The sequence below is a fragment of the Escherichia sp. MOD1-EC7003 genome (genome assembly GCF_002965065.1).
GTDB lineage: Bacteria > Pseudomonadota > Gammaproteobacteria > Enterobacterales > Enterobacteriaceae > Escherichia.
In genome coordinates this window covers 41,775-65,040 of sequence record NZ_PTRE01000015.1, presented here as the reverse complement: position 1 = coordinate 65,040, position 23,266 = coordinate 41,775, and the positions used below count along the sequence as shown (strand labels likewise).

General features: G+C 51.7%; 24 protein-coding genes. 8 read left to right on the top strand and 16 right to left on the bottom strand.

From position 1 onward, the window contains the following. Positions 1-237 precede the first annotated feature (237 nt). On the bottom strand, positions 238-810 hold the full coding sequence (gmhB, locus tag A7090_RS02405) for a D-glycero-beta-D-manno-heptose 1,7-bisphosphate 7-phosphatase (RefSeq protein ID WP_001140178.1): 573 nt from the start codon (positions 808-810) through the stop codon (positions 238-240). Positions 811-997: 187 nt separating this feature from the next. Here gmhB and metN point away from each other — a divergent pair, with 187 nt between their 5' ends. The 6 genes from metN to proS all read left to right on the top strand — a co-directional run bounded on the left by metN (position 998) and on the right by proS (position 6,585). Continuing rightward, complete coding sequence (metN, locus tag A7090_RS02400; RefSeq protein ID WP_105272886.1) at positions 998-2,029, top strand: methionine ABC transporter ATP-binding protein MetN; 1,032 nt, start codon at positions 998-1,000, stop codon at positions 2,027-2,029. Then, complete coding sequence (locus A7090_RS02395; RefSeq protein ID WP_105272885.1) at positions 2,022-2,675, top strand: methionine ABC transporter permease MetI; 654 nt, start codon at positions 2,022-2,024, stop codon at positions 2,673-2,675. The genes metN and A7090_RS02395 overlap by 8 nt, the downstream gene beginning before the upstream one ends. A 39-nt stretch (positions 2,676-2,714) precedes the next feature. Then, positions 2,715-3,530, top strand: a complete 816-nt coding sequence (gene metQ / locus A7090_RS02390) for a methionine ABC transporter substrate-binding lipoprotein MetQ (protein ID WP_105272884.1) — start codon at positions 2,715-2,717, stop codon at positions 3,528-3,530. Positions 3,531-3,647: 117 nt separating this feature from the next. Continuing rightward, positions 3,648-4,052 carry an Rcs stress response system protein RcsF gene (gene rcsF, locus A7090_RS02385; protein WP_001202329.1) on the top strand — a complete coding sequence of 135 codons (405 nt, stop codon included), beginning with the start codon at positions 3,648-3,650 and terminating at the stop codon, positions 4,050-4,052. Further along, positions 4,049-4,756: a tRNA (N6-threonylcarbamoyladenosine(37)-N6)-methyltransferase TrmO gene (tsaA, locus tag A7090_RS02380; protein ID WP_105272883.1), complete on the top strand. Its 708-nt coding sequence runs from the start codon at positions 4,049-4,051 to the stop codon at positions 4,754-4,756. The genes rcsF and tsaA overlap by 4 nt, the downstream gene beginning before the upstream one ends. 110 nt (positions 4,757-4,866) lie before the next feature. Continuing rightward, entirely contained in the window at positions 4,867-6,585 is a 1,719-nt protein-coding gene (gene proS, locus A7090_RS02375) for a proline--tRNA ligase (protein ID WP_105272882.1), read from the top strand. A 292-nt stretch (positions 6,586-6,877) separates the two neighbouring features. Here proS and nlpE read toward each other — a convergent pair whose 3' ends face one another. The 3 genes from nlpE to A7090_RS02360 are packed head-to-tail and all read right to left on the bottom strand — an operon-like array spanning position 6,878 to position 8,566. After that, the gene (nlpE, locus tag A7090_RS02370; RefSeq protein ID WP_105272881.1) at positions 6,878-7,588 is read right to left on the bottom strand and encodes an envelope stress response activation lipoprotein NlpE; all 711 of its coding nucleotides are present in this window, start codon (positions 7,586-7,588) and stop codon (positions 6,878-6,880) included. 13 nt (positions 7,589-7,601) lie between these two features. Further along, positions 7,602-8,024 (bottom strand): alternative ribosome rescue aminoacyl-tRNA hydrolase ArfB, encoded by a 423-nt coding sequence (gene arfB / locus A7090_RS02365; protein WP_105272880.1) that lies wholly within the window; start codon positions 8,022-8,024, stop codon positions 7,602-7,604. Then, positions 8,021-8,566, bottom strand: coding sequence for a YaeQ family protein (locus A7090_RS02360; RefSeq protein ID WP_105272879.1), 546 nt, complete (start codon positions 8,564-8,566; stop codon positions 8,021-8,023). Before A7090_RS02360 ends, arfB begins: the two co-directional genes overlap by 4 nt. A 165-nt stretch (positions 8,567-8,731) precedes the next feature. On the opposite strand from A7090_RS02360, the gene A7090_RS02355 reads away from it, so the two are divergent. After that, positions 8,732-8,932 carry a YaeP family protein gene (locus A7090_RS02355; protein ID WP_000417058.1) on the top strand — a complete coding sequence of 67 codons (201 nt, stop codon included), beginning with the start codon at positions 8,732-8,734 and terminating at the stop codon, positions 8,930-8,932. Next, positions 8,919-9,179 carry a Rho-binding antiterminator gene (gene rof, locus A7090_RS02350; protein WP_000062312.1) on the top strand — a complete coding sequence of 87 codons (261 nt, stop codon included), beginning with the start codon at positions 8,919-8,921 and terminating at the stop codon, positions 9,177-9,179. Before A7090_RS02355 ends, rof begins: the two co-directional genes overlap by 14 nt. Positions 9,180-9,227: 48 nt before the next feature. Here rof and tilS read toward each other — a convergent pair whose 3' ends face one another. From tilS to bamA, 12 genes are all read right to left on the bottom strand, one after another. Then, positions 9,228-10,526, bottom strand: a complete 1,299-nt coding sequence (tilS, locus tag A7090_RS02345; protein WP_105272878.1) for a tRNA lysidine(34) synthetase TilS — start codon at positions 10,524-10,526, stop codon at positions 9,228-9,230. A 64-nt stretch (positions 10,527-10,590) separates the two neighbouring features. Further along, positions 10,591-10,980 (bottom strand): VOC family protein, encoded by a 390-nt coding sequence (locus A7090_RS02340; RefSeq protein WP_000901098.1) that lies wholly within the window; start codon positions 10,978-10,980, stop codon positions 10,591-10,593. 164 nt (positions 10,981-11,144) lie between these two features. Continuing rightward, on the bottom strand, positions 11,145-11,399 hold the full coding sequence (locus tag A7090_RS02335) for a DUF4282 domain-containing protein (protein WP_105272877.1): 255 nt from the start codon (positions 11,397-11,399) through the stop codon (positions 11,145-11,147). Between the two features lie 221 nt (positions 11,400-11,620). Beyond that, complete coding sequence (gene accA, locus A7090_RS02330) at positions 11,621-12,580, bottom strand: acetyl-CoA carboxylase carboxyl transferase subunit alpha (protein ID WP_000055746.1); 960 nt, start codon at positions 12,578-12,580, stop codon at positions 11,621-11,623. Positions 12,581-12,592: 12 nt separating this feature from the next. Further along, the gene (dnaE, locus tag A7090_RS02325) at positions 12,593-16,075 is read right to left on the bottom strand and encodes a DNA polymerase III subunit alpha (protein ID WP_105272876.1); all 3,483 of its coding nucleotides are present in this window, start codon (positions 16,073-16,075) and stop codon (positions 12,593-12,595) included. A gap of 36 nt (positions 16,076-16,111) precedes the next feature. Then, positions 16,112-16,708: a ribonuclease HII gene (rnhB, locus tag A7090_RS02320; protein WP_105272875.1), complete on the bottom strand. Its 597-nt coding sequence runs from the start codon at positions 16,706-16,708 to the stop codon at positions 16,112-16,114. Next, a complete protein-coding gene (lpxB, locus tag A7090_RS02315) occupies positions 16,705-17,853 on the bottom strand; it encodes a lipid-A-disaccharide synthase (RefSeq protein WP_105272874.1) in 1,149 nt (382 codons plus the stop codon). The genes rnhB and lpxB overlap by 4 nt, the downstream gene beginning before the upstream one ends. Further along, the gene (lpxA, locus tag A7090_RS02310; RefSeq protein ID WP_000565979.1) at positions 17,853-18,641 is read right to left on the bottom strand and encodes an acyl-ACP--UDP-N-acetylglucosamine O-acyltransferase; all 789 of its coding nucleotides are present in this window, start codon (positions 18,639-18,641) and stop codon (positions 17,853-17,855) included. The genes lpxB and lpxA overlap by 1 nt, the downstream gene beginning before the upstream one ends. A gap of 3 nt (positions 18,642-18,644) precedes the next feature. Then, positions 18,645-19,100: a 3-hydroxyacyl-ACP dehydratase FabZ gene (gene fabZ, locus A7090_RS02305; RefSeq protein WP_000210739.1), complete on the bottom strand. Its 456-nt coding sequence runs from the start codon at positions 19,098-19,100 to the stop codon at positions 18,645-18,647. Positions 19,101-19,204: 104 nt separating this feature from the next. Continuing rightward, entirely contained in the window at positions 19,205-20,230 is a 1,026-nt protein-coding gene (gene lpxD, locus A7090_RS02300) for a UDP-3-O-(3-hydroxymyristoyl)glucosamine N-acyltransferase (protein ID WP_001139282.1), read from the bottom strand. A 3-nt stretch (positions 20,231-20,233) separates the two neighbouring features. Continuing rightward, entirely contained in the window at positions 20,234-20,719 is a 486-nt protein-coding gene (gene skp / locus A7090_RS02295; protein WP_000758956.1) for a molecular chaperone Skp, read from the bottom strand. A 121-nt stretch (positions 20,720-20,840) separates the two neighbouring features. Next, positions 20,841-23,264, bottom strand: coding sequence for an outer membrane protein assembly factor BamA (bamA, locus tag A7090_RS02290; RefSeq protein WP_105272873.1), 2,424 nt, complete (start codon positions 23,262-23,264; stop codon positions 20,841-20,843). Positions 23,265-23,266 lie beyond the last annotated feature (2 nt).

The following is a 23,266-nucleotide window of genomic DNA, read 5'->3' as shown; positions in this document are numbered from 1 at the left end:
TTGTTAAAGAGCAGTTGCGACGCGGCTTTCAGCTCACTGTCGCGAGGTGGCGTATATTACGCCTTCCTCTTTCAGAGTCAACCCTGAATTTCAGGATTTTTTCTCTTCAACCGAACCGGCTGTTTTTTTGTGAAGTGATTCACATCTGCCGTGTCGATGGAGGCGCATTATAGGGAGTCGTCTCAGGAAGACAAGCGGAAAAATGCATTTTCACTTCAACCGCTCATCTTTTAATCATTATGCCGGTTTTTGCTGCTTTTTTATCGCTTGCGGCAGGTCTGCCAGGCTATTTAACACCCAATCTGCCGCGTTTTCTGCTTCAGGTGTAACAGGTTTACCCGTACGCACCAGCACTTTTGTTCCCACGTTCGCCGCAGCCGCTGCCTGCATATCTTCTAGTTTATCGCCCACCATATAAGAAGCGGCCATATCAATATGCAAATAATCGCGTGCTGACAAAAGCATCCCCGGATGTGGTTTACGGCAATCGCAGACCTGGCGAAACTCTTCAACACTCCCCTGCGGATGATGCGGGCAATAATAGATACCATCCAGATCGACATCGCGGTCTGCCAGTGACCAGTCCATCCACTCGGTCAGCGTTTCAAACTGTGCTTCTGTAAATTTGCCGCGAGCAATGCCAGACTGGTTGGTTACGACCACCAGTGCAAAGCCCATTTTTTTCAGCTCGCGCATGGCGTCAATGACACCATCGATAAATTCAAAGTTGTCGATCTCATGAACATAGCCGTGGTCGACATTAATGGTGCCATCACGGTCAAGAAAAATTGCGGGTACGCTCTTCGCCACCTTTTATAGCTCCTTAATAAGGCATGTGACGCTAGTATCGCATGTTTCGACCTGCAAGAAAGTGCTCTTCGCATAAACCTGATTGATTTAGACGTCTAGATGCCTTAACATCCATTTCATTGACGGCTTTGACCGTTTCAGGCAGTAGAAATGCCACGACTAACTTAATGACGATAATAAATAATCAATGATAAAACTTTCGAATATCACCAAAGTGTTCCACCAGGGCACCCGCACCATCCAGGCGTTGAACAACGTCAGCCTGCATGTGCCGGCTGGACAAATTTATGGCGTTATCGGTGCCTCAGGCGCGGGTAAGAGTACGCTTATACGTTGTGTAAACCTGCTGGAGCGCCCAACCGAGGGTAGCGTGCTGGTCGATGGCCAGGAACTGACCACGCTGTCAGAATCCGAGTTGACCAAAGCTCGCCGCCAGATTGGTATGATTTTCCAGCATTTTAACCTGCTCTCTTCGCGTACTGTTTTTGGCAACGTGGCTCTGCCGCTGGAGCTGGACAATACACCGAAAGATGAGATCAAACGTCGCGTGACGGAATTGCTGTCATTGGTTGGTCTTGGCGATAAGCATGATAGCTACCCGTCTAACCTTTCCGGTGGACAGAAACAGCGTGTGGCGATTGCCCGAGCGTTAGCCAGCTATCCCAAAGTATTGCTGTGTGATGAAGCCACCAGCGCGCTGGACCCGGCAACGACACGTTCTATCCTCGAACTGCTGAAAGATATCAACCGCCGTCTGGGGTTGACGATTCTGTTGATCACCCACGAAATGGACGTTGTGAAGCGCATTTGTGATTGCGTGGCGGTGATCAGTAATGGCGAGTTGATCGAGCAGGACACGGTAAGTGAAGTGTTCTCGCATCCGAAAACGCCGCTGGCGCAGAAGTTTATTCAGTCGACCCTGCATCTGGATATCCCGGAAGATTATCAGGAACGTCTGCAAGCGGAACCATTCGCTGACTGCGTGCCGATGCTGCGTCTGGAGTTTACCGGTCAGTCGGTCGACGCCCCGCTGCTTTCTGAAACCACGCGCCGTTTCAATGTCAATAACAACATCATTAGCGCGCAGATGGATTATGCCGGTGGCGTTAAGTTCGGCATCATGCTGACTGAAATGCACGGCACACAGCAAGATACGCAAGCGGCCATCACCTGGCTGCAGCAACACCATGTAAAAGTAGAGGTACTGGGTTATGTCTGAGCCGATGATGTGGTTACTGGTTCGTGGCGTATGGGAAACGCTGGCGATGACCTTCGTATCCGGTTTTTTTGGTTTCGTGATTGGTCTGCCGGTCGGCGTTCTGCTTTATGTCACGCGCCCGGGGCAAATTATTGCTAACACGAAGCTATATCGCACCATATCAGCCATAGTGAACATTTTTCGTTCCATCCCGTTCATTATCTTGTTGGTATGGATGATTCCGTTTACCCGCGTTATTGTCGGTACATCGATTGGTTTGCAGGCAGCGATTGTCCCACTGACCGTTGGTGCCGCACCGTTTATTGCCCGTATGGTCGAGAACGCGCTGCTGGAGATCCCAACCGGGTTAATTGAAGCCTCCCGTGCAATGGGTGCCACGCCAATGCAGATCGTCCGTAAGGTGCTGTTACCGGAAGCATTGCCGGGTCTGGTGAATGCGGCAACTATCACCCTGATTACCCTGGTCGGTTATTCAGCGATGGGGGGGGCTGTCGGTGCCGGTGGTTTAGGTCAGATTGGCTATCAGTATGGCTACATCGGTTACAACGCAACGGTAATGAATACGGTACTGGTATTGCTGGTCATTCTGGTTTATTTAATTCAGTTCGCAGGCGACCGCATCGTCCGGGCTGTCACTCGCAAGTAACGTTCAACACAACATAAATAATTGAAGAAGGAATAAGGTATGGCGTTCAAATTCAAAACCTTTGCGGCAGTGGGAGCTCTTATTGGATCACTGGCACTGGTAGGCTGCGGTCAGGATGAAAAAGATCCAAACCACATTAAAGTCGGCGTGATTGTTGGTGCCGAACAGCAGGTTGCAGAAGTCGCGCAGAAAGTTGCGAAAGACAAATATGGTCTGGACGTTGAGCTGGTAACTTTCAACGACTATGTGCTGCCAAACGAAGCATTAAGCAAAGGCGATATCGACGCCAACGCCTTCCAGCATAAACCGTACCTTGATCAGCAACTGAAAGATCGTGGCTACAAACTGGTCGCAGTAGGTAATACTTTTGTTTATCCAATTGCTGGCTACTCCAAGAAAATCAAATCACTGGATGAATTGCAGGATGGTTCGCAGGTTGCCGTGCCAAACGACCCAACTAACCTTGGTCGCTCCCTGCTGCTACTGCAAAAAATGGGCTTAATCAAACTGAAAGATGGCGTTGGCCTGCTACCGACCGTTCTTGATGTTGTTGAGAACCCCAAAAACCTGAAAATTGTTGAGCTGGAAGCACCACAGCTGCCGCGCTCTCTGGACGACGCGCAAATCGCTCTGGCAGTTATCAACACCACCTATGCCAGCCAGATTGGCTTGACTCCAGCGAAAGACGGTATCTTTGTCGAAGATAAAGACTCCCCGTACGTAAACCTGATCGTGACGCGTGAAGATAACAAAGATGCCGAGAACGTGAAGAAATTCGTCCAGGCTTATCAGTCTGACGAAGTTTACGAAGCAGCAAACAAAGTGTTTAACGGCGGCGCTGTTAAAGGCTGGTAATTTTTAGGCTGTTTCTACAATTTGTAATATCATTCAGGACGGGCGCTTGCCCGTCTTGTCATTTTTACAAGCGCCTGATTCAATATTGACGTTTTGATCATACATTGAGGAAATACTATGCGTGCTTTACCGATCTGTTTAGTAGCACTCATGCTAAGCGGCTGTTCCATGTTAAGCAGATCCCCTGTCGAACCCGTTCAAAGCACTGCACCCCAGCCGAAAGCGGAGCCTGCAAAACCGAAAGCACCGCGCGCTACGCCGGTCCGAATTTATACCAATGCAGAAGAATTAGTCGGCAAACCGTTCCGCGATCTCGGTGAAGTCAGTGGCGACTCTTGCCAGGCCTCTAATCAGGACTCTCCACCGAGCATTCCAACCGCGCGTAAGCGGATGCAAATCAATGCATCTAAAATGAAAGCCAATGCGGTATTACTGCATAGCTGCGAAGTCACCAGCGGTACGCCAGGCTGTTATCGTCAGGCTGTATGTATCGGTTCTGCGCTTAACATTACGGCGAAATGAGCAGTTTCCAGTTCGAGCAAATAGGCGTTATTCGCTCGCCCTATAAAGAAAAATTCGCCGTTCCGCGCCAGCCAGGTCTGGTAAAAAGTGCCAACGGCGAACTGCATCTCATTGCTCCCTACAACCAGACCGACGCCGTGCGCGGCCTGGAGGCGTTCAGCCATTTATGGATCCTTTTCGTCTTTCATCAAACGATGGAAGGCGGCTGGCGTCCGACTGTGCGTCCACCGCGCCTCGGTGGTAACGCCAGAATGGGGGTTTTCGCCACACGCTCTACTTTCCGCCCTAACCCGATTGGTATGTCGCTGGTAGAGCTGAAAGAGGTTGTTTGCCATAAAGATAGCGTGATTCTGAAGCTCGGCAGTCTGGATCTGGTCGATGGTACGCCGGTAGTGGATATCAAACCGTATCTCCCCTTTGCCGAATCGCTTCCCGATGCCAGTGCCAGCTATGCGCAAAGTGCGCCAGCAGCAGAGATGGCGGTGAGTTTTACCACAGAAGTAGAAAAGCAACTTTTGACGCAGGAGAAGCGTTATCCGCAATTAACGCTGTTTATCCGCGAAGTACTGGCGCAGGACCCGCGCCCGGCCTATCGTAAAGGTGAGGAAACGGGCAAAACCTATGCCGTCTGGCTGCATGATTTTAATGTTCGCTGGCGCGTCACCGACGCTGGTTTTGAAGTCTTTGCGCTGGAACCGCGTTAAATTCACTCCCTTCTCTTTTGACATTTCTTTTGCACTGGTAAACTAAATCACTTTTTTTGTCCCAGGCTCGCCTTGAGCCTGTTCTACCTTCCAACTGGAACTGTAACAACATGCGTACTAGCCAATACCTGCTCTCCACTCTCAAGGAGACACCTGCCGACGCCGAGGTGATCAGCCATCAGCTGATGCTGCGCGCCGGGATGATCCGCAAGCTGGCCTCCGGGTTATATACCTGGCTGCCGACCGGCGTGCGCGTTCTGAAAAAAGTCGAAAACATCGTGCGTGAAGAAATGAACAACGCCGGTGCAATCGAGGTGTCGATGCCGGTGGTTCAGCCAGCCGATTTGTGGCAAGAGAGTGGTCGTTGGGAACAGTACGGTCCGGAACTGCTGCGTTTTGTTGACCGTGGCGAGCGTCCGTTCGTACTCGGCCCAACTCATGAAGAAGTTATCACTGACCTGATTCGTAACGAGCTGAGTTCTTACAAACAGCTGCCGCTGAACTTCTATCAGATCCAGACCAAGTTCCGCGATGAAGTGCGTCCACGTTTCGGCGTCATGCGCTCCCGCGAATTCCTGATGAAAGATGCTTACTCTTTCCATACTTCTCAGGAATCCCTGCAGGAAACCTACGATGCAATGTATGCGGCCTACAGCAAAATCTTCAGCCGCATGGGGCTGGATTTCCGCGCCGTACAGGCCGACACCGGTTCTATCGGCGGTAGCGCCTCTCACGAATTCCAGGTGCTGGCGCAGAGTGGTGAAGACGATGTGGTCTTCTCCGACACCTCTGACTATGCCGCGAACATTGAACTGGCAGAAGCTATCGCGCCAAAAGAACCGCGCGGCGCTGCTACCCAGGAAATGACGCAGGTTGATACGCCGAACGCGAAAACCATCGCTGAACTGGTTGAACAGTTCAATCTGCCGATTGAGAAAACAGTTAAGACTCTGCTGGTTAAAGCGGTTGAAGGCAGTAGCTTCCCGCTGGTTGCGCTGCTGGTGCGTGGTGACCACGAGCTGAACGAAGTTAAAGCGGAAAAACTGCCGCAGGTTGCCAGCCCGCTGACTTTTGCGACTGAAGAAGAAATTCGTGCCGTGGTTAAAGCCGGTCCGGGTTCACTAGGTCCGGTAAACATGCCGATTCCGGTAGTGATTGACCGTACCGTTGCGGCGATGAGTGATTTCGCTGCTGGTGCTAACATCGATGGAAAACACTACTTCGGTATCAACTGGGATCGCGATGTCGCTACCCCAGAAATTGCTGATATCCGTAACGTGGTAGCGGGCGATCCAAGCCCGGATGGTCAGGGTACGCTGCTGATCAAACGAGGTATCGAAGTCGGTCACATCTTCCAGCTGGGTACTAAGTACTCCGAAGCACTGAAAGCCTCCGTACAAGGTGAAGATGGCCGTAACCAGATCCTGACGATGGGTTGCTACGGTATCGGTGTAACGCGCGTAGTAGCTGCGGCGATTGAGCAGAACTACGACGAACGCGGCATCGTATGGCCTGACGCGATCGCACCGTTCCAGGTGGCGATTCTGCCGATGAACATGCACAAATCCTTCCGCGTACAGGAACTTGCTGAGAAACTGTACAGCGAACTGCGTGCACAAGGTATCGAAGTGCTGCTGGATGACCGCAAAGAGCGTCCGGGCGTGATGTTTGCTGATATGGAACTGATCGGTATTCCGCACACTATTGTGCTGGGCGACCGTAACCTCGACAACGACGATATCGAATATAAATATCGTCGTAACGGCGAGAAACAGTTAATTAAGACTGGTGACATCGTCGATTATCTGGTGAAACAGATTAAAGGCTGATGCCAGAAAGGGTCCTGAATTTCAGGGCCCTTTCTTACATGGATTGTAAAAATGGATAAACCAAAGGCGTACTGCCGCCTGCTTCTCCCCTGCTTTCTTTTATTAAAGCGAGTCGCTTTATTGGGCTGACCCAGTGATAAAAGCCAGCCTCGAGCACAAAATGCCGGATGCGGCGTGAACGCCTTACCTGGCCTACAAATCGAGCTAATTCAAAATATTGCATTATATGTTGTAGGCCTGATAAGCGCAGCGCATCAGGCTATTTTTTCGTTTGCTTCAGTCTCAAGACGGATTACTGCCCCAAACTACTACAATCCTGGTTCGGATAAAATTTACCTGCCGTATCGGGCATGAATACTTTGGTCGGCGCACCGGTATCCGGATTAGCCTCCAGCGTAAAGTGACCTTCTACTGACAGTAACACCGGTTTTTCACTGTTACCACGCGCGGTCAGGTAGCCACGCTCCAGCTCTGCGTTATTCGCCACCATGAAACGTTTTCCGGTCGCGCAATCAGTGAAGGTCGCCACATCAGCCATATAAAAATACATGCCCCGCAGGGGCATCGGCGTCATGGGTAAGCTGGATCGAGCCGGTTCCAGCGTGTAGTTGAACTGCGATTCAATTGGATTGCCTTCACGATCGAGCATCTCCAGTGCATCTCCTTTCGCCCGATAATATGACTTTTCACCTTTACTGTCGGTTAATACCAGCTTGTCAGCGGTTCGCGCCCATGTACCGTAGGAAGCAAAGGATGAAGGCTCTTCACGCGCCCCCAGATAACGCTCATTCATCACCCATGTTCCCTCTTTTTCGAGGAACAGAGAGGTTTCGATTCCTTCGCAATCAGCACACGGCAGCACGCCACGCCAACTTTGCGGCATCGGTTTCAGTTCGGCTGCCTGCGCCGAAGAAAGCGTGTCGACTTCGGCCCGATTATTACATCCCATCAGTGTAAAGAGGCTGATAACAGCCATCGCTGTCACTATCGCTTTTTTCACCATCCATTCCTTCTTTTTATTCCCGACCGCTGCGCACTTTGCCACGCAACGCCTTCACGCTTGATTTTTGTGATTTCGATGCCAGCCTGCGCTCTTTCGATGCACGGGTAGGTCGTGTCGGTCGTCGGGCTTTTTGTTCTGTTGTTAATTCTTTAATCACAGCCACCAGCCGGGCCAGCGCCGCTTCGCGGTTCAGTTCCTGGCTGCGGTATTCCTGTGCCTTAATGACTATCACTCCATCACTGCTGATCAAATGATGACTAGCGGCAAGCAGGCGCTCTTTGTAATACTCTGGCAGGCTGGACGCCCGAATGTCAAAACGCAGATGAATAGCCGTTGAAGTCTTATTAACATGCTGCCCGCCCGCGCCCTGCGCACGGATGGCGGTGATCTCAAGTTCGCCATCGGGGATAGTAACATGTCGGGAAATCACAATCATGAAGGTCGTTGCCAGGCGATTAAGTTTACTTCCAGATTATTCTTATCATCCGATAACCAAATCACCCCATCCTGAATCGTTGCCTGCAGCGTCATGGTACGATCGGCAAAGGCGCTCACTTTTGCCAGTTGCTCATCGTCCAGATACCAGACGGAAAGATTGGCAAACTGTGCACATTTACGCTGATTTTGCTGCCACCAGATTTGCGCCGCCCGACTATTATAGGCAAACAGCGCCACCTCTGCGGCCTGGGTGCAGGCTTTCTTAATCCGCCGCTCATCCGGTAGCCCCAGTTCAATCCACAAATCAATGCCCAGGTGATCGTTACGCAGCCACGCTTCCGGCTCATCATCGGCACACAAACCTCGGGTAAATTGCAGACGTTCATCGGCATATTTCAACCACGCCAGCAGGCGCAGCATCATACGCTCCTGGGTTTCTGAAGGGTGGCGCGCCAGCGTCAGAGAGGCATCGAGAAACTGGTTGCGGTCGAGATCGGCCACATTAACCGTCGCTTTATAAATTGTCGCTTTAAGCGCCATAAGAAAACTCCTTTCGAATCAGGAGGCCATTGTAACGGAATACGTGCAGTTGCGGCGCTGATATTGCAGAAATGAGTGTGGTATAGTCATCTTGCGAAACAGGGTTTATCTTCGTAGGCTTAGACTTGCATCCACGGTTAAGTCAGAGTACTGACAGGAGGGCATGTGGAAAAATATTGTGAGTTAATACGCAAGCGGTACGCGGAAATCGCCAGCGGAGACTTAGGATACGTTCCGGACGCGCTGGGCTGCGTTTTGAAGGTGCTGAATGAAATGGCTGCCGACGACGCCCTTTCTGAAGCTGTAAGGGAAAAAGCAGCATACGCTGCGGCAAACTTACTGGTGAGCGATTATGTCAATGAATGATACGTATCAACCCATTAATTGTGATGATTACGATAATCTTGAGCTCGCCTGCCAGCATCATTTAATGCTGACACTTGAGTTGAAAGATGGCGAAAAATTGCAGGCAAAAGCCAGCGATTTAGTCTCCCGCAAAAATGTGGAGTATCTGGTCGTCGAGGCCGCTGGCGAAACCCGCGAGTTGCGCCTGGATAAAATTACCAGCTTTAGCCACCCGGAAATTGGTACGGTGGTGGTAAGCGAGTCCTGATTGACTTTCGCCGGATGCGACGTTTGAAGCGTCTTATCCGGTTTTCCCTTAACTAAGCGTTTTCTGCCAGACAAAAATTACGCCATTCTCTCCTTCAGCCACACCTTCTTGCGTAACAAAAACCCCTGCCGCCGCAATCAGTGTTTCGCCATAAAACAGCAGCGGCGTAGTATCACGCAGCCACGGCGGCACACCCAGTTCCTGCCAGATTTTCTTCAGCTTACGTCCACCGTTGCGCCCGACAATATGCAGCAATCCTGGCGCTTTGAAACGCACGCTGACTGCTTCGTCTGCACGTGGAGGGCGAATATCGCCCCCCGCAGTAAGCTGTACACTTCCCAGAGTTGCCGGTAATTCCAGCGGCTGTTGCCAGGCCTGCCACGGCACAATGGTTTCGCTTTGCCCGGTGACGGATTTAATCCACCACAGTTGCGACTGATAGCGTCGGATTTCAAAGGCGCCCAAACGTAAACAGGGGGAAGCATCCTCTCGCGCCAGCGCCACTTCCTGCCAGATCCTCACCAGCGCGTCGCGGGAAGGCATCGGTGCATTCTGTCCTGCCAGCCAGCGGCGGATAATCGCCGCGCGACGGACATCACTCATCGCCAGCATTGGCGCAATCTGCAGCGTCCCCTGCGGCATTTGGCAGTGCGCCAAATCATCTGCCAGCAGTTCATCTAACAGGCTCTCTTGTTCAGCACAAAGTGCGGCGCTGCGGGCCGTTGATTCGGCAAAATGCGGCCAACGCTGCTGCAATAACGGCACCACACGCAGGCGCAGGAAGTTACGATCGTAGCTATCATCCTGATTACTTTCGTCTTCAATCCAACGTAAATCATGCTCACGCGCCCACTGCTCCAGTTCTCCCCGCGTGCGGGCGAGCAACGGGCGGATAAGCCGCGTTCCAGCAAACTCCGAGATTTCCCCCATAGCCGAAAGCCCGGCAGGACCGCTACCGCGTTTTAGCGCCAGCAGAAAGGTTTCACATTGATCGTCAAGATGCTGCGCCGTAACCAGTACTTCACCGGGTAACAGAGTACGCGCAAATGCCTGATAACGTGCCTGCCGCGCCTGGGCCTCAATGCCCAGTCCTTCTTGCGCAAGTTGTACACGCTCGACCACCAGCGGCACCTGCCACTGTTGGCAGATGTTTTCACAATGCATAACCCAGGCATCAGCATTGGCACTTAAACCGTGATGCACATGGATAGCGCGCAGAGTGACGCCCGGATTTTCCGTCTGCCACTGCACCAACTGATGCAGCAGAACGGTGGAGTCAAGCCCGCCGCTAAAGGCCACCAGAATATGGCGTGAGGTGAGAAGTTGTCTATTGAGAGTGAGTGTCATGATGGTGCGATTTTACAGTAGCAATGCCCGGCACGTTACCGGGCAAATGTGGCGATGACAAGTCTTACTGCTCATACAGTTCCAACGGCAGCCCGTCCGGATCATTAAAGAACGTGAAGCGTTTTTGCGTGTATGGATCGACACGTATGGCTTCGCACTTCACATTATGACTTTCAAGATGCGCCACTGCCGCATCGATATCATCAACGCTAAAAGCCAGATGACGCAGACCACAAGCCTCCGGTCGGCTGGGGCGCTCCGGCGGGAACGGAAATGAGAAAAGCTCAATCACATATTGCCCATTAAGCGCCAAATCCCCTTTCCACGAGTCGCGCGCTTCGCGATAAACTTCGCTTTGCAATGTGAAACCGAGAATATCGCAGTAGAAAGCTTTGCTCACCGCATAATCCGTCGCAATAATCGCAATATGGTGAACCTGTTTTAAACCCAACATAGAATCTCCTGCATTGATATGATCCGCACGTGCATCGCTATATATTGATAATACGCATAAATTACAGGAAAGATGAATCAGACATTTACACTGAATTTAAAACAACATCTCAAACGCCTGTAATAGCGGTTGAGATGCGGCCTGATGAGGCGCTTTGCGGGGGATTACTCTGCACTATTCTTGCTAACACTCTCGGCAATGCGGCGCAAATATTCGTTATTCTTAAACGCTATCATAATTAATTCGAAAGTCATACGACAGCTAATAAGACCAATGACGGTATAAACTAACCCCAAGATAATGCTTCCGCTAAATATGAAGATGACACCGCCGATCAGTGTCAGCACCATAGCCAGCCAGTAAAAAAACACCAGTACACTCGGCATAAGAAGACGATCAAATCCTAAAATTGCTTTCATATTTTATCCTTAAAAATTCTATAAACCTGATAAGGTTATTATTTTTTAACCACTGTGTATATTGGTATATGCCTCCGAAATCGGAGTTATCAACGTGAGTTCAAGAATTTTATGGCTGGGGAAAGCGAAAGTAAGATTATCGAAACATATTTATAATATGACGAAATAAACTACATACAAAGAAGGGCCACCGAAGTGACCCTTTTCAGAACATTTGCTGATTACGCGTAGCCGTAGCTCATCAGGCGCTGATAACGACGATTTTTTAAATCTTCAGTGCTTAACACATCGAGATCGGCCAGATCTGCCAGCAGTTGCGCTTTCAAAGATGCCGCCATCGCTTCCGGGTTACGGTGGGCGCCACCCAGCGGTTCCGGGATGATGGAGTCGATCAGTTTCAGTTCTTTCAGACGCGGAGCGATGATCCCCATCGCTTCAGCCGCCAGCGGCGCTTTGTCGGCGCTCTTCCACAGAATGGACGCGCAACCTTCCGGCGAGATAACGGAATAGGTGCTGTATTGCAACATATTCACTTTATCACCCACGCCAATCGCCAGTGCACCACCAGAACCACCTTCCCCGATAACGGTGCAGATAGTCGGTACGCTAAGGCGAGACATTTCACGCAGGTTGCGTGCAATGGCTTCAGACTGCCCGCGTTCTTCTGCGCCCACGCCCGGATAAGCCCCTGGGGTGTCGATAAAAGTGATGATTGGCATCTTAAAGCGTTCAGCCATTTGCATCAGACGCAGTGCTTTGCGGTAACCTTCTGGCGCTGGCATACCAAAGTTACGGCGAATTTTTTCTTTGGTTTCACGCCCTTTTTGATGACCAATGATCATCACCGGACGACCATCGAGACGGGCGATACCACCGACGATAGCTTTATCGTCTGCATACGCGCGGTCGCCAGCCAGTTCGTCAAATTCATCAAATGCCAGGCGAACGTAATCCAGGGTATAAGGGCGCTGTGGATGGCGTGCCAGTTGCGCAATCTGCCATGCACCGAGATCGGCGAAGATTTTACGCGTCAGTTCTACGCTTTTTTCACGCAGACGATGCACTTCTTCATCGATGTTAATATCCAGTTTCTCATCCTGGCGGCTAACCGCAGTCAGAGAATCGATTTTCGCTTCCAGCTCTGCAATCGGCTGTTCAAAATCAAGGAAATTCAGACTCATAGTATTCCTGTATTAGTCAAACTCCAGTTCCACCTGCTCCGAACCAATGAGGCCACGGAGATCGTTTAATAAACGATCGCTCGGAGAGACACGCCACGTCGCGCCAAAACGCAACCGCGCACGTGCATCCGCCCTCTGATAGTAGAGATGTACTGGAATTGTCCCAGAGCGGTGGGGTTCCAGAGACTGACGGAGTCGGTTTAAAAGCTGGTCATCAATTTGCCTGTCCGTCAGCGAGATAGCAAGCCCGCGAGCATATTTTTCCCGGGCTTCGTCAATATCCATCACTTCGCGAGCGGTCATTTTAAGCCCGCCGCTGAAGTCATCAAAGCTGACCTGTCCGCTGACGATAAGTATGCGGTCTTTTTCCAGCAATTGCTGGTATTTATCCAGGGCGTCAGTAAACAACATGACTTCCAGGCGCCCGGAACGGTCATCCAGCGTGCAGATACCGATACGATTGCCGCGCTTGGTGACCATAACCCGCGCGGCAACAACGAGCCCCGCAGCCGTGGTGACTTTACCACGTTCTGTCGGGTGCATGTCTTTCAGCCTTACGCCTCCGACATAACGCTCAATCTCTTTTAAATACTGATTGATAGGGTGTCCGGTCAGGTACAGACCTAATGTTTCACGTTCCCCATCTAATACCACCTGCTCCGGCCACGGTTGGCAGCTGGCGTAGGATTGTTCAATTTGTTCCGGCTCTTCAGCCAGCACGCCGAACATATCGGCCTGACCGATGGCTTCCGCTTTCGCGTGTTGATCTGCGGCTTTTAACGCATCGCCCAGCGAGTTCATCAGCGCCGCGCGGTGTGGCCCAAGGCGGTCAAACGCCCCGGACATGATCAGTTTTTCCAGCACTCGCCGGTTTAACTTTTTAGTGTCGGTACGGGCGCAGAGATCAAACAGTTCGCGGAAGTAGCCGCCTTTATTACGGGCTTCGATGATCGCCTCAATCGGACCTTCACCTACCCCTTTGATCGCGCCAATACCATACACGATTTCACCGTCGTCGTTGACGTGGAAATGGTAAAGACCGGAGTTTATATCTGGTGGCAGGATTTTCAGCCCCATCCGCCAGCACTCATCCACCAGGCCCACCACCTTCTCGGTGTTGTCCATATCTGCGGTCATTACCGCCGCCATAAACTCTGCCGGATAATGCGCTTTCAGCCATAACGTTTGATATGACACCAAAGCATAGGCCGCAGAGTGTGATTTGTTAAATCCGTAACCAGCGAATTTCTCCACCAGATCGAAGATTTTCATCGCCAGTTCGGCGTTAATTCCGTTCTTTTCTGCACCTTCAGCAAATACAGAACGCTGCTTAGCCATCTCTTCCGGCTTTTTCTTACCCATCGCACGACGCAGCATATCTGCGCCACCGAGGGTATAACCAGAAAGCACCTGCGCAATCTGCATGACCTGTTCCTGATACAGGATGATACCGTAGGTTGGCTCCAGTACCGGTTTCAGGCTTTCATGCTGCCATTGCACGTCCGGATAGGAGATCTCTTCGCGGCCATGTTTACGGTCGATAAAGTTATCTACCATCCCTGATTGCAACGGACCGGGACGGAACAGCGCCACCAGTGCGATCATATCTTCGAAGCAGTCAGGTTGCAGACGCTTGATCAGGTCCTTCATGCCGCGCGATTCAAGCTGGAATACCGCCGTGGTTTCCGAGCGTTGCAGCATGTCGAAACTTTTCTTGTCATCCAGCGGGATCGCGGCGATATCCAGCGGTGGCTCACCATTCTTCGCCCGCCGCTTATTGATCATCTCCAGCGCCCAGTTGATGATGGTAAGCGTACGCAAACCGAGGAAGTCGAACTTCACCAGCCCGGCGTATTCAACGTCACTTTTATCAAATTGAGTGACTGGATGTTTGCCCTCTTCATCGCAATAAAGCGGCGCAAAATCAGTTATTTTGGTCGGCGCGATAACCACCCCACCGGCGTGCTTACCGGCGTTACGGGTCACCCCTTCCAGTTTGCGCGCCATGTCGATCAGCGCCTTAACCTCTTCATCCGCTTCGTAGATTTCCGGCAGCTGCGGCTCGGCTTCAAACGCTTTCGCCAGCGTCATCCCCGGATCGGGCGGGATCAGTTTCGAGATACGATCGACAAAGCCGTATGGATGCCCCAGCACGCGGCCTACGTCGCGGATCACCGCTTTTGCCGCCATCGTACCGAAGGTAATGATCTGCGATACCGCATCACGACCGTACATGTCTGCCACGTGTTCAATAACCTGGTCGCGTTTCTCCATACAGAAGTCAACGTCGAAGTCAGGCATGGAGACACGTTCCGGGTTAAGGAAACGTTCGAACAGCAGGTCAAATTCCAGCGGATCGAGGTCGGTGATTTTTAGCGCATAGGCCACCAGTGAACCTGCACCAGAACCACGGCCTGGCCCGACCGGTACGCCGTTATCCTTCGACCACTGGATAAATTCCATAACGATGAGGAAGTAACCCGGGAAGCCCATCTGGTTGATAACCTGAAGTTCAGTCTCCAGACGCTCGTCATATTCCGGGCGACGCTGAAGACGTTTTTCCTCATCAGGGAATAAAAATGCCAGACGCTCTTCCAGCCCTTCTTTTGCACGCTTGACCAGATAATCTTCGGTACTCATGTCTCCGGTCGGGAACTGCGGCAGGAAGTATTCACCCAGACGCACAGTCACATTACAGCGTTTGGCGATCTCAACGGTGTTGGCAAGGGCTTCGGGGATGTCGGCAAACAGCTCGCACATCTCCTCTTCGCTACGCATATATTGCTGCGGCGAATAGTTACGCGGGCGTTTAGGATCGTCGAGGGTAAAGCCGTCGTGGATCGCGACGCGGATTTCGTGTGCATCAAAGTCGCTGCTGTCGATAAAGCGAACGTCATTGGTCGCCACGACGGGCAAACCGCGCACTTCTGCCAGTTCCACCGCCGCGTGCAGGTAGCTTTCTTCGTCCGGCCTGCCGGTGCGGATCAGCTCGAGAAAATAGCGATCCGGGAAGTGTTCTTCATAAAACGCGACACACTCATCTACCAGTGCGCTGTTACCACGCAAAAGACTGCGTCCAACGTCGCCCATGCGCCCGCCGGAAAGGAGGATCAGCCCTTCGTTTAATTCGATAAGCCAGTTGCGATCAATGATCGGCCCGGCGGCACCGTAACCGCGCTGATACGCTTTTGAGATCAGCAACGTCAGATTCTGGTAGCCAGTATTGTTCGCCGCCAGCACCGTCAGGTGGGTTAACTCATCACCCAGCAGTTCGCTCTGAACGTTAAAATCTGCCCCGACGATGGGCTTAATCCCTGCGCCATGTCCCGCTCCGTAGAACTTCACCAGACCGCAAAGGTTGGTGAAATCGGTGATCGCCAGTGCTGGCATGCCCAACGCCGCCGCCTTTTTTACCAGCGGCGCGGTTTTGGCCAGGCCATCGATCATCGAGTAGTCGCTGTGCACCCGCAGGTGTACGAAACGTGGTTCAGACATCTTCAGATTCCGGTTTACTTAATATCGACACAAGAATCAGGACGCAAGTCCCAGTGCGCGTTTGACAGGCCCAAAGCTGCGCCGATGATGTTCCGTCGCACCATATTCAGCCAGTTTTTCCAGATGAAACGCGGTTGGATAGCCTTTGTGTTGGGCAAAACCATATTGCGGGAAAACAATATCCAGCGCCGCCATTTCGGCGTCGCGCGTCACTTTCGCCAGGATAGACGCGGCACTGATTTCCGGCACACGGCTGTCACCTTTAACCACTGCCATCGCAGGCATCGGTAATTTCGGGCAGCGGTTACCATCAATCAACACATATTCCGGTTCAATATGCAGCCCAGCAACGGCACGCTGCATCGCCAGCATGGTCGCGTGTAAAATATTCAGTTCGTCGATTTCGTGGGGTTCCGCGCGGCCCAGGCTCCAGCTCAACGCTTTCTCTTTGATCTCTTCACAGAGCGCCAGACGGCGTTTTTCGCTCAGCTTTTTGGAATCATTCAGCCCGGCAATCGGGCGAGCCGGGTCAAGGATCACAGCAGCAGTGACAACTGCGCCAACCAATGGCCCACGTCCGACTTCATCCACACCCGCAACCAGTTGCGTGTGCGGATAAACAAATTCGATCATTGTGCTAACTCCAGAACGGCTTGTGCCGCCTGCTCATCGGCATTGCAGCGGATCTGCAGATGCAGTTCGCGGAAGGTATCGTGCATCGCGTGGCTGGTTTTCCCGTTCGCCAACAGCGGTAACAGCGCCGCAGCCAGTTTTTGCGGCTCACACTCTTCCTGCAATAACTCTTTGACTAACTCTCTGCCCGCCAGCAAATTGGGTAGAGAAACATAATCAGTTTTCACCAGCCGCTTCGCCAGCCAGAAGGTAAAAGGCTTCATGCGATACCCTACCACCATCGGGCATTTCGCCAGCATGCACTCCAGTGCTGCCGTCCCCGACGCCAGAAGTGCCGCATCGCTGGCGACCATCGCCTCACGGCCCATTCCATCCAGCATATGAACCGAAAGGTCTGGCGCGGCTTCAGCTTTGATTCGTTCAAACTGCTCGCGGCGTTTGGCATTCACCAACGGCACCACGATCTCGAGATCCGGATATGTCTGGCGCAAAAGCTGAGCCGTCTTCAGGAAATCGGCACTAAGCATTTCGACTTCCGCACCACGGCTGCCCGGCAACAATGCCAGACAGTGGGCATCGTGAGGGATCCCCAACACATCACGGGCAGCATTTTTATCTGGATCTAACGGCATGGCATCAGCCATAGTGTGGCCGATAAAGCGGCACGGCACGTTGTATTTGTCATAAAACGCTTTTTCGAAAGGCAGAAATGCGAGCACCAGATCGGTGGCTCTGCCTATTTTGAAAACGCGTTTCTGTCGCCACGCCCAGACGGACGGACTGACGTAATGAATGGTTTTGATACCCTGCTTTTTGAGGTTACCTTCAAGGGTAATATTGAAGTCAGGCGCATCAATACCGACAAAAACATCTGGCTTCAGTTCGCCAAAACGCTTTGTCAGATCGGCACGAATATGCAGTAAGCGACGCAGACGCCCGAGCACTTCAACAATGCCCATCACTGCCAGCTCTTCCATTTCGTACCAGGCTTCGCAGCCTTCAGCCTGCATTCGTGGCCCGGCAACGCCAACAAAGCGGGCATTGGGCACACGTTCTTTCAGAGCGCGGATTAAACCGGCCCCCAGGATATCGCCGGAGGTTTCTCCGGCGACCAGGGCAATCGTTAATGGACGCTGTTCAGTCATTAACGAATCAGACCGCGCGTTGAGCGTGCAAAGAAATCGGTAAACGCTTTCACTTCCGGATACGTTTCTGCCAGTTCAGCAATTTCCGGTTTCACTTCATCAAGCGTTTTACCGCTGCGATAAATCAGCTTATACGCATTGCGGATAGCGGTAATCGCCTCACGGCTGAATCCGCGACGCTTCAGCCCTTCGATATTGACACCGAACGGCGTTGCGTGGTTACCCTGCGCAATGACATAAGGAGGAACGTCTTGCGCCACACCAGAGCAGCCGCCAACCATCACATGCGCACCAATGATGCAGAACTGATGGACTGCGGTCATACCGCCGATGATCGCGAAGTCGTCTACCGATACGTGACCCGCCAGCGTTGCGTTGTTGGCGAGAATACAGCGGTTACCTACCGTACAATCGTGCGCAATGTGCGCGTTGATCATCAGTAAGTTGTCGCTGCCCACCTTCGTCAATCCACCGCCCTGGACTGTGCCACGATGAATGGTGACGCTTTCGCGAATGCGGTTACGATCGCCGATTTCCACACGGGTCGGTTCGCCAGCATATTTCAGATCCTGGTTAACTTCGCCGATGGAGGCGAACTGATAAATCTCATTATCACGGCCAATTTTAGTATGGCCATTCACGACAACGTGAGATTTCAGTACGGTGCCCTCACCAATTTCGACATGGGGTCCAACAATACAAAAAGGACCAATGTGAACGTTGGCGCCAATCGACGCGCCCTCTTCCACAATGGCGGTTGGATGCACAAAGGCAGATTTATCAATCACGTATCAGGCCTCCCGGCTACGAGCACACATCATCGTTGCTTCGCAAACTACTTTACCGTCGACCAGAGCAACCCCTTTAAAACGAGTCAGGCCGCGGCGCGTTTTTTCGAAAGTGACTTCCATGATCATTTGATCGCCTGGTACGACCGGGCGCTTGAAGCGCGCTTCGTCAATACCGGCGAAGTAGTACAGCTCACCCGGTTCCAGTTTTCCTACGCTTTTAAACGCCAGAATACCTGTTGCCTGTGCCATTGCTTCCAGAATCAGCACACCCGGGAAAATCGGTTTTCCAGGGAAATGGCCCTGGAAGAATGGCTCATTGACAGAGACATTTTTTACTGCCCGCAGAAAACGACCTTCTTCAAAATCCAGCACGCGATCCACCAGTAAGAATGGGAAACGGTGCGGCAGAAGCTCTAAAATCTCTTCAATCTGCAGAGTATGAGTGTTAGTAGTCAAGATACTCTTCCTGTCAAAATATAAGAAACGACAATAATAACACGGCCTGCCGCAATCGTAAGAATGAGACAGGCCGTAAAGTTTGGCGAACAAAAGATGGAACGTTAGTCTTGTTGATTAACCTTGCGCTCAAGCGACTTCAGACGCTTGCTCATGTCATCAATGTTCATCACCAGTGCAGCGGTTTTACGCCAGACTTTGTTAGGTTGCAGCGGAATGCCTGAGGAATAGACGCCAGGTTCAGTGATGGGACGCATTACCATACCCATGCCCGTAACCGTCACTTTGTCGCATATTTCCATATGCCCGTTGATTACGCTGGCTCCGCCGATCATGCAGTAACGACCAATTTTCAGGCTGCCCGCCATAATGACGCCACCGGCAACCGCCGTATTGTCGCCAATCACGACGTTATGTGCAATCTGGCACTGGTTATCAATGATCACACCATTGCCGATCACGGTGTCATCCAGCGCGCCGCGATCGATAGTGGTACATGCGCCGATCTCCACGCGATCGCCAATAATTACGCGACCAATCTGCGGGATCTTCACCCAGTTACCCCGATCGTTGGCATAGCCAAAGCCATCTGCGCCAACCACGGTTCCGGACTGGATCAGGCAATTCTGACCGATCTGGATCTCATGGTATATGGTTACGTTCGCCCAGAGACGCGAACCTGCACCGATTTTGCTGTTTTTACCTACGAAGCAACCGGCACCGATAATCACGTTATCGCCCAGTTCAACGCCGGACTCAATCACCGCGTTAGCGCCAATTGATACGTTGTTACCCAGCTTCGCCGTCGCATCAATCACTGCACTCGGTGCAATATTCTGCGCGGGCTGCGGCGTGGTATCTAAAATTTGCGCCATGCGCGCGTAAGTCAGGTAGGGATTCTTCACCACCAGCGCAGCACTTTTCGCGAAAGGAAGATCGTCCTGGGTCATGACAACCGCGGACGCCTGGCACAAGCCTAAATGCTCACGGTATTTTGGGTTGACCATGAACGTGATGTGACCTGTTTGTGCAGATTGCATGGACGCAACGCCGGTGATGACGATATCGCCATCACCGTGTAGTTCTGCATCCAACTGCTGCGCTAAATCAGCCAGTCGAATTGAAGGCATTACTTATTTAACCTGTTTCAGTACGTCGGCAGTGATGTCTTTAACATCGCTGCTGTTGTAAGCAACGGCGTTTGCATCAACAACCAGATCGATGTCCTGGCTGTTGGCAACGGATTTCACTGCAGTCTGGATACGAGTAACCAGTTTGCCGCGTTCTTCGTTGGAACGACGTGCGCGATCCTGCTCAAAAGCCTGCGCTTTCTGAGCAAAAGTCTGGCGCTGGGCCATAACATCTTTTTCCAGCTTAGTACGATCGCTGCCCGCTTTCATGGACTGCAGCTTTTTCATTTTAGCCTGCAGATCGGTTTCCATACGCTGCAGTTCGCTGGCACGGCCTTTGAACTCATTTTCCAGCGTGTTAGAAACACCGGTTTTCTGCGCTACCTGCTGGAACAGGCTGCCCATATTGACGATTGCAATTTTGTCAGCCGCCTGAGCAGAAGTTGCCAGTGCTAAACCGAGACCTGCAGCTAATAACCACTTTTTCACAATAAACTCCTTACCATCCCATTTGCACCGGAAGGTGCAGTTCTTTGCGTGGCCCGGCGATCTTATATCGATCGCCTAAAGTCATCGCTACACTACCACTACATTCCTTTGTGGAGAACACTTACCAGGTTTTACCGATGTTAAACTGGAACTGTTCTGCCTTGTCTCCATCGTACTTTTTGAACGGCTGGGCGTAGGAGAACACCAACGGCCCCAATGGGGACATCCATTGTAATGCGATACCCGCAGACATACGGATATTGCTTGGATCACTATAATCAGGAACACCAGCCTCTCTCATCGAAGCCGTATCCTGCCAATTGGTATCCCAAACGGTACCCATATCCAAGAAGAAAGAGGTACGCACCGAGTTGGTATATTTCTCACTGATAAACGGCGTTGGCGTTATAAATTCCAGACTAGCGACAGCCATCGCATTACCACCCACCGCATCATCTGACTTACAACCATTACTGTTGGTGCACTCTTCGTAATCATCGTTATTGTCGTAATCAGGATCGGTATGTGCTCCATAGCCATAAACAGCTTTCGGACCAATGGTGTTGGACTGGAAGCCACGCACCGTGCTGGAACCACCGGCATAGAAGTTCTCATAGAACGGCATCTCTTTACTCCCTATGCCGTCACCATAGCCCCAGCGAGTACGACCCAGCACGACCCACTTATGATCGTCATCGATCGGTATATAGCTCGTGGTGTCCAGCGATACTTTGTAGTATTCGTTGTCCGACCCAGGAACTGTCACTTTACCCGTCAGGTTGACGCGCGTCCCCTCTGTTGGGAAATAACCGCGGTCAAGTCTGTTATACGTCCAGCCGTAGTTAAAGGTGAAGTCATCAGCGTCAAAGCTGTCTTCTCCATAGGCACCCACCGATGCGAGATAGCGCTCCATCGCAACCTGCGGTTGCATGTTGGACAGAGAGTTATGTACATAACCCAAGCCAGCACGCAGTGAGTTATATTCGTTGATCGGGAAGCCCAACGTCACGTCTGTACCATAACTCTTGTTGGTATAGTCGGACAGGTCCGCGTCATCTGCCTGGAAATCATTGTAGAAGATACGACCGCCAAGGCTTACACCATCTACGGTGTAATACGGGTTGGTTACCGACAGTTCAGCATAGGTCTGGTAATCGTTTTTGGTCCCGTTGATACCAACGGCATAACCCGTACCTAACCAGTTATCCTGTTGCACGCCAGCCTGGAAGCTCACGCCACTTTCAGTACCGTAACCAATCCCGAAGTTGAAGCTACCGGTATTACGTTCTTTCACCTTGTAGACGACATCAACCTGGTCCGGGCTACCCGGAACACGTTGGGTATCGGTATCGACAGTTTCAAAGAAGCCAAGACGATTCAGACGTTCCTTACCCTGATCAACCAGATCGCTACCCAGCCATGCACCTTCCATCTGACGCATTTCACGACGCAGGACAGCATCTTTCGAGGTATCGTTACCTTCAAAACGGATCTTACGCACATAGAAACGGTTACCCGCATCAACGTTCACACGTAATTTAACGGTTTTGTCGGCATCGTTGATTTCGGGCATCGACTGTACGCGCGGATAGGCATAACCATAGCGACCGAGAAGCTTTTTAATGTCATCTTCCATTTTGGTCACTTTGGTGCCGTTATACAGCTCGCCCGGCTCGATCTTAGTCAACTGCTCAATTTCAGCGGAGTGCCCGGCAAGGTTGCCGCTCACTTCAACACCAGAAAGCTTGTACTGTTCGCCTTCGGTGATGTTCACCGTGACGTAAATACCTTTTTTATCTGGCGTCAGACTGACCTGGGTAGAGTCGATGTTGAAACGGGCATAACCGCGATCCAGATAGTAACTGCGCAGGGTTTCAAGGTCGCCCGCCAGTTTCTGTTTCTGGTATTTACGATCGCCTACCACGTTCCACCACGGCACTTCGTCACGCAGTTGGAAATGAGAGATCAGTTCGTCGGTGGTGAAAGCATGGTTACCAACAATATTGATTTGTTGGATTTCTGCTGACACACCTTCCTGGAACACCAGTTTTAGATCAACACGGTTGCGCGGCAGCGGGGTCACGACAGCTTTAACGCTGGCGCTATATTTACCGACGCTGTAGTAGAAGTCTTCCAGACCTTTCTCGATATCGGCAATAGTGGTGCGATCGAGGGATTCGCCCACACGCACGCCAGAAGCCTCAAGGTTTTGCTTCAGCATGTCATCTTTCACCGATTTGTTACCGGAGAAAGTAATGCTGGCAATGGTCGGACGTTCTTTTACCTGAACCAGAAGGGTATCACCATCACGAAGGACGCGAACATCCTCAAAGTTGCCGGTAGCAAACAGAGCGCGAATAGTATTACTGATATCTTCATCATTAACCGTGTCGCCTGTGCGCACCGGCATACTGAGGAGGGCCGCACCAACGGCGACACGCTGAAGGCCTTCGAAATGAATATCTTTCACTACGAACCCTTCAGCACCGTATACGGTGGCGCTGCTAAACAGCAGCGACGCTATGAGCAACTTTTTCATCGCCATCG